At 56.6% G+C, this 12,369-nt stretch carries 13 protein-coding genes; 11 read left to right on the forward strand and 2 right to left on the reverse strand.

Features of this window, described 5'->3' with window-relative positions:
• Positions 1 to 30 precede the first annotated feature (30 nt).
• On the reverse strand, positions 31 to 864 hold the full coding sequence (locus tag FHW17_RS06495; RefSeq protein ID WP_182509457.1) for an amidohydrolase: 834 nt from the start codon (positions 862 to 864) through the stop codon (positions 31 to 33).
• Between the two features lie 13 nt (positions 865 to 877).
• The gene (locus tag FHW17_RS06500; RefSeq protein ID WP_182509661.1) at positions 878 to 1,678 is read right to left on the reverse strand and encodes an IclR family transcriptional regulator; all 801 of its coding nucleotides are present in this window, start codon (positions 1,676 to 1,678) and stop codon (positions 878 to 880) included.
• Between the two features lie 168 nt (positions 1,679 to 1,846).
• Here FHW17_RS06500 and FHW17_RS06505 point away from each other — a divergent pair, with 168 nt between their 5' ends.
• From FHW17_RS06505 to FHW17_RS06555, 11 genes are all read left to right on the forward strand, one after another.
• Complete coding sequence (locus tag FHW17_RS06505; RefSeq protein WP_112530247.1) at positions 1,847 to 3,163, forward strand: sugar ABC transporter substrate-binding protein; 1,317 nt, start codon at positions 1,847 to 1,849, stop codon at positions 3,161 to 3,163.
• A 107-nt stretch (positions 3,164 to 3,270) separates the two neighbouring features.
• Entirely contained in the window at positions 3,271 to 4,167 is an 897-nt protein-coding gene (locus FHW17_RS06510) for a sugar ABC transporter permease (protein WP_112530249.1), read from the forward strand.
• 1 nt (position 4,168) lies between these two features.
• A complete protein-coding gene (locus FHW17_RS06515; protein WP_091878146.1) occupies positions 4,169 to 5,035 on the forward strand; it encodes a carbohydrate ABC transporter permease in 867 nt (288 codons plus the stop codon).
• 6 nt (positions 5,036 to 5,041) lie between these two features.
• Positions 5,042 to 6,139, forward strand: a complete 1,098-nt coding sequence (gene ugpC, locus FHW17_RS06520; RefSeq protein ID WP_182509458.1) for a sn-glycerol-3-phosphate ABC transporter ATP-binding protein UgpC — start codon at positions 5,042 to 5,044, stop codon at positions 6,137 to 6,139.
• Between the two features lie 2 nt (positions 6,140 to 6,141).
• Complete coding sequence (locus tag FHW17_RS06525; protein ID WP_182509459.1) at positions 6,142 to 7,254, forward strand: mandelate racemase/muconate lactonizing enzyme family protein; 1,113 nt, start codon at positions 6,142 to 6,144, stop codon at positions 7,252 to 7,254.
• Positions 7,255 to 7,257: 3 nt separating this feature from the next.
• The gene (locus FHW17_RS06530; protein WP_182509460.1) at positions 7,258 to 7,587 is read left to right on the forward strand and encodes an L-rhamnose mutarotase; all 330 of its coding nucleotides are present in this window, start codon (positions 7,258 to 7,260) and stop codon (positions 7,585 to 7,587) included.
• Between the two features lie 184 nt (positions 7,588 to 7,771).
• On the forward strand, positions 7,772 to 8,857 hold the full coding sequence (locus tag FHW17_RS06535) for a Gfo/Idh/MocA family oxidoreductase (RefSeq protein ID WP_182509461.1): 1,086 nt from the start codon (positions 7,772 to 7,774) through the stop codon (positions 8,855 to 8,857).
• On the forward strand, positions 8,858 to 9,313 hold the full coding sequence (locus FHW17_RS06540) for a MaoC/PaaZ C-terminal domain-containing protein (protein WP_113095569.1): 456 nt from the start codon (positions 8,858 to 8,860) through the stop codon (positions 9,311 to 9,313).
• A 33-nt stretch (positions 9,314 to 9,346) separates the two neighbouring features.
• A complete protein-coding gene (locus tag FHW17_RS06545; RefSeq protein ID WP_113095568.1) occupies positions 9,347 to 10,081 on the forward strand; it encodes an SDR family oxidoreductase in 735 nt (244 codons plus the stop codon).
• A gap of 19 nt (positions 10,082 to 10,100) precedes the next feature.
• A complete protein-coding gene (locus FHW17_RS06550) occupies positions 10,101 to 10,946 on the forward strand; it encodes a fumarylacetoacetate hydrolase family protein (RefSeq protein ID WP_112530261.1) in 846 nt (281 codons plus the stop codon).
• A gap of 39 nt (positions 10,947 to 10,985) precedes the next feature.
• The gene (locus FHW17_RS06555; protein ID WP_182509462.1) at positions 10,986 to 12,263 is read left to right on the forward strand and encodes an L-fuconate dehydratase; all 1,278 of its coding nucleotides are present in this window, start codon (positions 10,986 to 10,988) and stop codon (positions 12,261 to 12,263) included.
• The last annotated feature ends 106 nt before the right edge of the window (positions 12,264 to 12,369 follow it).

Here is a 12,369-nt window from a genome sequence, read left to right on the forward strand (position 1 = left end):
TGGTTGTTATGTCGAACCACGCACCACGAACTACAATCCCCATACCCTCCGGGCATTCCCCGAAAACAGCTTTGCTTTTTCACTCTCGCTGCATCCAGCAACAAGAGCGTGTGTTGCTGCGACCCATGTGGCGAGACCACCGCCCAATGTGCAGACGGGCCAGTCACTGCCCCAGACAATGCGGTCCCAGCCGAAACTGTCGATAATATGATGCACATAGGGTTTGAGCGTATCGGCAACCCATTCTCCATCGGCGTAGGCGACCACGCCGGAAATCTTGGCGATCACATTGGACCGCTTGGCGATCTCTGCAATCTTGCCGCGCCACGCCTCGAAATCATTGCCCTTGATATCTGGCACGCCGCAATGATCGAGAATGAATGTCACGTCGGGCGCCAGATCGACCAGAACAATTGCCCTGTCCATCTGGCGTGGCAGAACGCAGAGATCAAACGTCAGACCTGATCCGCCAATACGCCTGATGTTGTCGCGGAAAAGCGGGTTTTCCGAGAGTTCATCCGGCATGGTGTGCAGGATGCGGCGGAAGCCTTTGACGAACGGGTTGGCTTTCTGGTGTTCGAGATAGGCTGCAAACCCGTCTTCCTCCGGACGGCAGGCGGCAATTGCCCCGGCGATCAGATTATCATTGCGCTTTAATAGATCGGCCACATAGTCGATTTCCGTCTGGATTTGCGATGGTGCAACATCCACTTCCATATGGAGCGCCTGAGTGATTCCGGCGCGGCGGGCCTGAAGCGCATATTCCTCGTAAAGAAAATCGCGGTTGAGCGCCTCGACGCCCGATAGCCAGGGGTAGTGCAGGGCCGACTGGTCAATGAGATGAAGGTGTGTATCGATCAACATGCTTGGCTCCGGTTCAGGCGTGACGGATGACACTGGAATGGATCACGTCAGCACCCGCCAGTTCCGAGAGTTTTTGTGCCGTTGCCACCAGCATTTCGCGGGCCTCATCCACATCGGGCGCGTCGGCAATGTTCAGGAGCTTGATATAGGGACAGGTCAATGCGGCAATGGACCGTCCGTCAGGCCCGAGAATCGGTGCAGATATGTTGAATACGCCTGCGGTCTGTTCACTTGCCATGATTTCGTAGCCGCGCTCACGGATATGGTCGAGGCGTTCGCGGAAGTCTGACGGCTGGGCGATATCGTCAGCATGTTTTTCATATTCGGCAATCATCATTGCCCGTTCTTCATCGGAGCGGAACGCCAGGAGCACATGGCCGGAGCCGGTGTTGAACAGACTGATATGCGAGCCGACGCGGATCGAAATGCCCCAATAATCAGGCGCTTCCTGCTGGGCAATGACGACGGCTGCACCGCGGTCAAAGACACTCAACTGGTTGGCCTGTTTTGACATGACCGCAAGATCCCGCATCAGCGGTGTAGCATAAGATGCCAGCCGCCGGACCGGCGCATGAAGCTGGGCAAGACCGAAAAGCTTCAATGTCAGCGAATAGCGGTCGCCTTCTAGCCGGGTGACATAGCCACGCCGGACAAGCCGGTCGAGCATGCGGTAAAATTCGTTGGGACTGCGGCCAAGATGTTTGGCAATTTCGGCCTGCGTCAGGCCGCCATCAATTCCCGAAAGTAGTTCGAGAATATCCAGTCCCTTGTCGAGTGCCGGGGCGCGATACCGGTCGCTGTCGTCTTCTTCAATCATGGCAATCCCCTCATTTCACTCAATGCATATACGAAGATTATCTTCATAGGAAAGCGTTTCCACGCTTGACGGTCAAGCCGCATAATGTTTGTATATGAATGACACGCCCATATATGGGTGAAGAAAAGTGCCGGGAGGCGGCACTCTGGGATTGGGAGGAATTGCATGAAGAAGCTTTTGGCCAGTGTTTCGGCTGGCGCCATCGCGCTTTTGAGCACAAGCTTTGCCATCGGCGCCGAGTTGCCGGGCAAGTTTGCAGGCGTGACCATCGACGCCAAGCTTATTGGCGGCCAGCAATATGAGCCGCTCTATGAGCGTATCGGCGAGTGGGAAAAACTCACGGGTGCCAAGGTCAACATCCTGTCGAAGAAGAATCACTTCGAACTCGACAAGGAGATCAAATCGGATATCGCTTCGGGCAGCCTGAAGTGGTGCGTGGGTTCGAACCACTCATCCTTTGCGCCGCAATATCCTGATATCTACACGGATTTGACGAAGCTTATTCCTGCCGAGGAAATTGCAGCCTTCGTTCCTGCCAACATCAAAGCTTCGACTCTCGACGGCAAGCTGGTGATGCTGCCGCGTGCGCAGTTCGATGTTTCGGCGCTCTACTATCAGAAGAGCATCTATGCGGATGAAGCCAACAAGACGGCGTTCAAGGCCAAATATGGTTATGAGCTGACGCCTCCTGATACATGGCAGCAGGTCACGGATCAGGCGATATTCTTCACCAAGGCGCCGGATTTCTACGGCACGCAGTTTGCGGGCAAGGAAGAGGCGATTAATGGCCGCTTCTATGAAATGCTGGTGGCGGAAGGCGGCGAATATATCGACAAGGACGGCAAGCCAGCCTTCAATTCAGCCGCTGGTATCAAGGCGCTCGACTGGTTCGTCAATCTCTACAAGGCCAAGGCTGTGCCTGCCGGAACAACCAATTACCTCTGGGATGATCTCGGTCAGGGTTTCGCTTCGGGTTCAATCGCCATTAATCTGGATTGGCCGGGTTGGGCAAGCTTCTTCAATGATCCGAAGTCTTCGAAAGTTGCGGGCAATGTCGGCGTCAAGGTGCAGCCGGCGGGATCGTCGGGCAAGCGCACCGGCTGGTCTGGAAGCCATGGCTTCTCAGTAACCAATGCCTGCGCCAACAAGGAAGCTGCCGCTTCGCTGGTCTGGTGGCTGACCAATGAGGACAGCCAGAAGCTGGAAGCGAAAGCCGGGCCATTGCCGACCCGCACCGCAGTCTGGGCCTGGGATATCGAACAGGCCAAGGGCGATGCCTACAAGACCGAGGTTCTGGCCGCTTTCCAGGAGGCTGCCAAGAACGCATTCCCGGTTCCGCCGCTGGCTGAATGGATCGAGATTTCCAACGCTGTTTATCCGGAACTGCAGGCTGCCATCCTTGGGGACAAGACCTCGAAGGAAGCACTCGACACCGCCGCCCAGAAGGCAACCGACATCCTGAAGGATGCCGGCAAGCTTTAACGGGATCTGAGTGGAATGAAAAAGCTGCTTACCCCCTTTGGCCCTTGGTCGGAGGGGGTGGGTAGTATTCATCCCGCAGAGCAGAGATCAGAAGGCCAATATACCAGATGAAATTTCCCAAACTCTCAGCGCCGACGCTTCTGCTGCTGCCTGCCATTATCGTTCTGGCGGCGGTCATCGTCCTGCCGCTGCTGTTTTCGCTCTATTCGAGCTTTACGCCGTTCCGGCTGACCAAGCCGGAGACGCTGTGGATTTTTATTGGCTTCCGCAATTATGTGAGCGCCTTGACCAGTGTGGAATTCTGGTCAGCATTCGGGCGCACGGTCCTGCTTTTGACAATTGCGCTGAATGCCGAAATGTTCCTTGGCCTCGGGCTTGCCATGCTGGTCAACAAAGCGACGCGCGGTCAGCGGCTTTTGCGCACGCTGATGATGTTCCCGATGATGTTTTCACCCGTCCTCGTCGGCTTTCAGTTCAAATTTCTGTTCAATGACAATATCGGCTTCGTCAATAATGTGCTGCAGTCGCTTGGAATAACCACATCGGCCATACCATGGCTGATCGACGGCAATCTGGCGTTGTTCTCTATCATTATTGCCGAAGTCTGGTCCTCCACCTCGGTTTTCGCCATCCTCATTCTCGCTGGCCTTCTCGCCATGCCGCAGGAGCCGGTTGAAGCAGCGCGTGTCGATGGCTGCACGCCGTGGCAGACATTCCGCTATGTCACCTGGCCCTATCTCATGCCGTTTGCCTTCATCGCCATGACCATCCGCTCGCTCGACGTGGCGCGTGCCTATGACATTGTAAAGATCATGACCGATGGCGGTCCGGCAAAACGCACGGAACTGTTGTGGACGCTGGTTGGACGCACCGCCTATAGCGATGCACGCATGGGGCTGGCCAATGCCATGGCCTATATCTCCATCCTGCTTTCCATCCTGTTCACCGTGTATTTCTTCAGAAAGCTCGCCGCTGCGCGCCAGCAAATCGGAGCGGAGTGGTAAGATGGACCAGAACAACGCACATCGCCTCAAGCGCCGCGGCCTGAAAGTCCTGCATTTCGTCGGACTGTTCCTCGCCATGCTGGTTATCTGCCTGCCAGGCCTCTGGATCGTCCTCAATTCACTCCGCCCGACGGTGGAGATCATGGCAAAGCCACCCGTGTGGATTCCGCAGGATATTTCGCTTGATGCCTATCGTTCCATGTTTGGCGGTGCCGGGCAGGGCGGCATTCCGGTCTGGGAATATTTCCGCAACTCTCTGATTATCTCGATTACCTCCACTGTCATCGCACTGATCATTGGCATGGCCGGCGGTTATGCCTTTGCCCGGTACAAGTTCAAGGGCAAGTCGGCGATCTTCCTCGGTTTCATGCTGACCCGCGCCGTTCCCGGCATTGCGCTGTCGCTGCCGCTGTTCATGGTTTTTGCCCGGCTCGGGATTATCGATACGCACTTCTCCATGATCCTTGTCTATGTGGCCCTGAATGTGCCGTTCACGATCTGGTTGATTGATGGGTTCTTCCGTCAGGTGCCGAAGGATCTGGCGGAGGCGGCACAGATCGATGGCTGCACGCGCTGGCAGGCATTCTGGCAGGTGGAATTCCCGCTGGCTGGCCCCGGCATTGCGTCGGCGGGCATTTTCGCCTTCCTCACGTCGTGGAACGAATATGCGCTGGCGGCGCAGATCACCCGCTCGGTCAATTCGAAGACACTGCCAGTCGGGCTTCTCGATTACACGTCGGAATTCACCATTGACTGGCGCGGCATGTGCGCGCTTGCCGTGGTCATGATTGTTCCGGCGCTGACCCTCACATTCATCATTCAAAAGCATCTGGTGTCCGGACTGACGTTCGGCGCGGTGAAAGGTTAAGTTGTAATGGCACCCGTAACCCTGAAAAAGCTGGTCAAGCGCTATGGCAGTGTCGATGTCGTCCACGGCATTGATCTTGAAGTGAAGGATCGCGAGTTCATCGCGCTGGTCGGACCCTCCGGCTGCGGCAAATCCACGACGCTGCGCATGATTGCCGGGCTTGAGGAAATCAGCGATGGCGTGATCGAAATCGGCGGCAAGCCAGTCAACGATCTGCCACCGCGCGCCCGCAATATCTCGATGGTGTTCCAGTCCTATGCGCTCTATCCGCATATGACTGTGCGCGAAAATATGGGGTTTTCGCTGAAGATCGGCAAAATCGCGCAATCCGAGATTGATCAGCGCGTCAATGAAGCGGCTGCCATTCTCGATCTCGATAAGCTGATGGACCGGCGCCCTTCGCAACTGTCAGGCGGACAGCGCCAGCGCGTGGCCATGGGCCGTGCCATTGTGCGCAAGCCTGAAGTCTTCCTGTTCGACGAGCCGCTTTCCAATCTCGATGCGAAACTGCGCACGCAGGTGCGCACAGAAATCAAGCGTCTGCATGCCAAGGTGCAGGCAACTATGATTTATGTGACCCATGATCAGGTGGAGGCGATGACGCTTTCCGACCGTATCGTCATCATGCGTGATGGATATATCGAGCAGGTCGGCACGCCGGAGGAAGTGTTCAAGCGCCCGGCAACGCGCTTTGTCGCGGGCTTCATCGGCTCGCCGCCAATGAACCTGAATGAGGCCACTGTCGATGGCGGCAAATTGGTCTTACAGGGTGGTCAAAGCCTTCCGCTTCCCATTGAATTCCGCAACAAGGTGGTTGCCGGGCAGAAGGTTATTTTCGGCCTGCGTCCTGATGATATCTACCCGACAGGTCATGGCCTGAGTTCCGGCGATGCGACCGATGTACATGAGCTATTGCTGCCTGTCTCAATCACCGAACCGCTCGGCAATGAAACGCTGGTATTCATCACGCTGGGCGAGCGCGAATGGGTGTCGCGCATGCTGAACCCGCGTCCGCTCGGATCAGGCGAAACCATCAAGCTGAGCTTCGACCTGTCGCAGGCGCATCTCTTCTCGCCTGAAACCGGCAAAACCTTGCGGAGCTGACCATGGCCAAAATCGAACGGGTTGAATTGCGCATGGTTGATCTGCCGCCAAAAGTGCTGCGGACCGATGCGATCCAGAGCTTTGTTTCGCAGGAAACACCGATTGTCACGATTACCGATAGCGATGGTGCTGTCGGCACGGGATATAGCTATACGATCGGCACTGGTGGTTCGTCGGTGATGCGGCTTCTGTCGGATCATCTGGCACCGCGCCTGCTCGGCAAGGATGCCGATCAGATTGAAGCGATCTGGCGCGAGCTGGAATTTGCCACGCACGCCACCACCATCGGCGCAATCACAGCTATTGCGCTGGCCGCCATCGATATCGCGCTGTGGGATTTGCGGGCGAAGAAGCAGAACCTTCCCTTATGGAAACTGGCCGGCGGCGCGAAAGATCGCTGTCCGCTTTACACAACTGAAGGTGGCTGGCTGCATATTGAAAAGCAGGCGCTGGTGGATGATGCATTGCAGGCGAAGGCAAAGGGTTTCAAGGGTGCCAAGGTGAAGATCGGGCGCCCGCATGGATCGGAAGATCTCGACCGGTTGTCGGCGGTGCGCGATGCGGTTGGCTCCAGTTTTGAGATCATGACCGATGCCAATCAGGGCTTTACACTGGATGAAGCTATCAGACGCTCGCAGGTGCTGCGTGATATCGATCTGGCCTGGCTGGAAGAGCCGCTGCCTGCCGATGATATTGATGGCCATGTGCGGCTGTCATCGGCCACGCAGACACCGGTTGCGGTTGGCGAGTCGCTCTATTCCATCAGGCATTTCCGCGAATATATGCAAAAGCGCGCCTGCTCCATCGTGCAGGTGGATGTGGGGCGGATCGGTGGCATCACGCCCTGGCTGAAAGTGGCGCATACGGCTGAGACTTTTGACATACCCGTTTGCCCGCACTTTCTGATGGAACTGCATGTGAGCCTCACCTGTGCGGTGCAAAACGGCAGATATGTCGAATATATCCCGCAACTGGATGACCTCACCCAAACACAGATGCGCATCGAGAACGGCTATGCCATTGCTCCGTCGGAACCGGGCATCGGTATCGACTGGGACTGGGATGCGGTGAAGGCACGCAGCGTTGGCGAGTTCACCACGGAAATCCGGAGCTAGATCATGCAGCGCATGGGAATGATGATCGGGCTCAATGGCGAGAAGGTTGCCGAGTATAAGCGGTTGCACGCGGCTGTCTGGCCCGAGATTCTCGCGCTGATTTCCAGCTGCAATATCCGCAACTACACGATCTTCCTGCGCGAGCCGGAGAACATCCTGTTCGGCACATGGGAATATCACGGCGCGGATTTTGCTGATGATATGGCGAAGATGGCTGCCGATCCGAAAAATGGGGAATGGTGGGCTGTTTGTATGCCTTGTCAGGTGCCGCTGGAAACACGCGCGCCGGGAGAATGGTGGGCGATGATGGATGAAGTTTTTCATCTGGATTGAGGAATGATGATGCGTGCTTTCACCCCCCTCTGTCCTGTCGGACATCTCCCCCACAAGGGGGGAGATCACATTGACATGAACGCTTTCCTACAACGGGAAACATTGCAGATTGTGCAAAGGCGGTACTCGCAGCTGATCTCCCCCCTTGTGGGGGAGATGCCCGACAGGGCAGAGGGGGGTGCCGTTGCCTCATACTGAATATTTCAATCCAACCACTCTGCAACAAAGCTGGCCGCTGCCTGCAAAGCTTCGCCCTATTGTGACATTCGGGGCGGGTAGCATTGTTGGTGATGCGCATTATCCTGCCTATCGGAAGGGTGGTTTTCCCATTGCGGGTCTGTTTGACCCGGATCAGGCCAAGGCTGGTAAAATCGCCTGGGAGTGGAATGTGAAAGCCTATGCTTCACTGGCCGAAGCGGCGGCGGTGGAGAATGCGATCTTCGATCTGGCGACACCGCCCGCGCGTCATGCGGATGTGCTGAAAGCCCTACCGGAAGGTTCATTTGCGCTGATCCAGAAGCCGATGGGCAGCGACCTTGAAGAGGCCTCGGAAATCCTTCGCATTTGCCGTGAACGGAATATCACGGCTGCGGTCAATTTCCAGCTGCGGTTTGCGCCGATGATGCTGGCGCTCAAGGATGCGATTGCTCAGGACTGGCTTGGCGAGGTCATCGATTTTGATGCGTGGCTTGCGCTGGATACGCCATGGTCGCTATGGCCATTTCTGGCTGATCTGCCGCGTGTCGAGATTGCCATGCACTCGATCCATTATATCGATCTGATCCGCCAGATTCTTGGCAATCCGCTGGGCGTACACGCAAAGACGCTTGGTCATCCCGCTCACAAGGTGGCGCAGACCAGAACCAGTGCGATCCTCGACTATGGCGACCGGGTGCGCTGTTCGCTGTCGATCAATCATGACCACAAATTCGGGCGCAGGTTTCAGGCCTGCGAATTCCGTGTCAGCGGCACCGAGGGTGCCGCCTATGTGAAACTCGGGGTTAATCTCGATTATCCGCGCGGCGAACCGGATGAGTTGATGATTTACCCCAAGGGCGGTTCGGATTGGGTCAATGTGCCCTTGCAGGGCGCGTGGTTCCCGGATGCTTTTACCGGGCGCATGGCCAATCTGCAGCGCTTTGCCAGCGGCGAGGACAAGGAGCTGGTGAGTTCCGTTGAAGATGCCTGGCACACCATGGCGCTGGTCGAGGCTGCTTATGAGTCAAGCGCAGCGCCCGCGACACCGCTCGCCCAAAAGCCGGAGGCCTGAATGTCAGAACAGACCGTTTATTTCGAGGAATACGAACTCGGCCATGTGCGCACAACGACGGGGCGAACCATAACCGAAACGGATTTCGTTGTGCATGCGGGGCATACGGGCGATTTCTTCCCGCATCATATGGACGCTGAATTTGCCAAGACGACACCGTTCGGCCAGCGCGTGGCCCATGGCACGATGATTTTTTCCATTGGCGTCGGCTTGACGGCGAGCCTTATCAATCCCGTAGCTTTTTCCTATGGCTATGACCGTTTGCGGTTTGTGCGCCCGGTCTTCATTGGCGATACGATCCGCACGCGCGTGACGATCAGCGCCAAGGAAGATGACCCGAAACGGCCGGAAAGCGGGCGTGTGGTCGAGCGCTGCGAAGTTCTCAATCAACGCGGTGAAGTTGTGCTGGCTGCCGACCACATCCTCATCGCCGAGCGCAAAACAAAAGTGATATGACGGGTACATCAATGTGCCAAATGGAGGTTTGAAATGACAGGTAAGCTTGAAGGCAAGCGGGTATTGATCACAGCGGCAGGGCAGGGCATCGGCCGTGCCTCTGCGTTGGCTTTTCTGCAGGAAGGCGCGATTGTTCACGCCACAGATATCAACCAGCAATTGCTCGATGCGCTGCCAAAGGAAGCTGGCCTCAAACCGCGCAAGCTCGATGTTTTGAACACCGATGAAGTGACCAAAGTGATCGGCGAGATTGGCCCGGTTGACGTCCTCTTCAACTGCGCCGGTTTTGTTCACAGTGGTTCCATACTGGAAATGCCCGATGCGGATCTGGAGTTCGCCCTCGATCTCAACGTACGGGCGATGGTGCGTACGATCCGGGCCGTTCTGCCCGGTATGATCGAGCGCAAAGATGGCGCGATTATCAATATGTCGTCGGTTGCCAGCAGTGTGAAGGGCGTGCCGAACCGCTTCGCCTATGGCGTTACCAAGGCTGCCGTTCTCGGCCTGACGAAATCCGTGGCTGCGGAATACATCACGCAGGGTATTCGCTGCAATGCGATCTGCCCCGGCACGGTGGAAAGCCCATCGCTGGAACAGCGCATGCGCGCCGGTGGCGACTATGAAGCGGCGCGCGCTGCTTTCATCTCCCGCCAACCCATGGGTCGTCTCGGCCTGCCCGAAGAAATTGCCGATCTCGCTGTCTATCTCGCCGGTGCAACCTACACCACGGGACAGGCATACAACATTGATGGCGGCTGGACCGTCTAGTGAACCAAAGGAATAAATGATGAAGTATCTCCGTTACGGCGAAGCAGGGCAGGAAAAGCCCGGTGTGCTCGATGCCAAGGGGCAAATCCGCGATCTTTCCGGCAAGGTGAACGATCTTTCCGGTGCTGCACTTGATCCCGCTGCGCTGGCAAAACTTTCCGCTGCGGATGTGGAAAGCCTGCCTCTGGTCAGTGGCGATCCGCGCCTTGGCCCCTGCATTGCCGGGACTGGAAAGTTCATCTGTATCGGCTTGAATTATGCTGATCACGCGGCGGAATCCGGTATGGCGGTGCCACCGGAACCCGTCATTTTCATGAAGGCAACATCGGCCATTGTCGGCCCGAATGATGATCTTGTTATTCCGCGCGGTTCGCAGAAGACCGACTGGGAAGTCGAGCTTGGCATCGTCATTGGCCGGACGGCAAAATATGTCAGCGAGGCCGAAGCACTGGATTATGTCGCGGGGTACTGCACCGTGCATGATGTCAGCGAGCGCGCCTTCCAGATTGAACGTGCGGGCCAGTGGACCAAGGGCAAATCCTGCGACACGTTCGGTCCGACCGGCCCATGGCTGGTGACAAAGGATGAAATCACCGATCCGCAGAATCTCGGCATGTGGCTGAAGGTCAATGGCGAGACAATGCAGAACGGCTCTACCAAGACCATGGTCTATGGTGCTGCATTCCTCGTCTCCTATCTCAGCCAGTTCATGTCGCTGCATCCCGGTGACATCATCTCGACGGGAACACCGCCCGGCGTTGGCATGGGCATGAAGCCACCGCGCTACCTCAAAGCCGGTGATGTGATCGAGCTTGGCATTGATGGTCTTGGCACCCAGAAACAGGTGGCTCGCGCTGACGTTTAGTTCAGTGCTGGTCCCGCAACATTATTCAAGAGGCATATTGTGACCCGCATCACCGATCTTCGCGTCTTCGACGTCCGCTTTCCCACCTCGCAGAGTCTGGATGGATCGGATGCCATGAACCCGGATCCGGATTATTCCGCCGCCTATGTTATCCTCGATACGGATAACAAGGCACTCTCCGGTCATGGCCTGACCTTCACCATCGGTCGCGGCAACGAAATCTGCTGCCTCGCGATTGAAGCGATGAAGCATCTGGTTGTCGGGCTTGAACTGGACTGGGTGAAGGAAGATCCGGGCCGTTTCTGGCATTTCATCACGGGTGACAGCCAGTTGCGCTGGATCGGGCCGGATAAGGGCGCGATGCATCTGGCAACCGGTGCCGTGGTCAATGCAGTATGGGATCTTTTGGCGAAAGAAGCGGGCAAGCCAGTCTGGCAGCTGGTTGGCGAAATGACGCCTGAGGAGATCGTCAATATTGTCGACTTCCGCTACCTGACTGATGTGCTGACACGCGAGGAGGCGCTGGACATTCTGCGCAAGGCTGAGACCGGCAAACGGGAGCGGATAGCAACGCTGAAGGCGGAGGGTTATCCCTGCTATACAACGTCGGCGGGATGGCTTGGCTATTCCGACGAAAAGCTGCGCCGTCTTTGTCAGGAGGCTGTTGATTCAGGCTTCAACCACATCAAGATGAAAGTTGGCCGCGATCTTGAGGACGATATTCGCCGTCTGACCATTGCGCGCGAGGTGATCGGGCCGGATCGTATCCTGATGATCGATGCCAATCAGGTATGGGAAGTCAACGAAGCCATCGATTGGGTCAACAAGCTTGCCTTCGTCAAGCCATTCTTCATCGAAGAGCCGACCAGCCCTGACGATGTGGCTGGGCATCGCAAGATCCGGCAGGCGATCAAGCCAGTGAAGGTTGCCACGGGCGAGATGTGCCAGAACCGCATCATGTTCAAGCAGTTCATCGCTGAAGGCGCTATTGATGTGGTGCAGATCGATTCGTGCCGCATGGGCGGACTGAATGAAGTGCTTGCCGTATTACTGATTGCCGCGAAGTACGAGCTGCCCGTCTGGCCGCATGCTGGCGGCGTGGGTCTTTGTGAATACGTGCAGCATCTGTCGATGATCGACTATATTGCTGTGTCGGGCACGAAAGAGGGCCGGGTGATCGAATATGTCGACCATCTGCATGAGCATTTCATCGATCCCTGCAACATTCAGGACGCGGCCTATATGCCGCCATCACTGCCGGGTTTCTCGATTGAAATGAAACAGGCTTCGATCGAGGAATATCTTTACCGGCCATAGGCGGGCTTCATCTGCCTGACAAAGAGCTGTCCTATGGCGGAGGGATCATTTGCGTGCCAGTGAGTCCCATTGGCATGTGACACTCTCATTTACTCGTCACGGGGTT

The organism is Phyllobacterium sp. P30BS-XVII (assembly GCF_014138335.1).
GTDB classification, from domain to species: domain Bacteria; phylum Pseudomonadota; class Alphaproteobacteria; order Rhizobiales; family Rhizobiaceae; genus Phyllobacterium; species Phyllobacterium meliloti.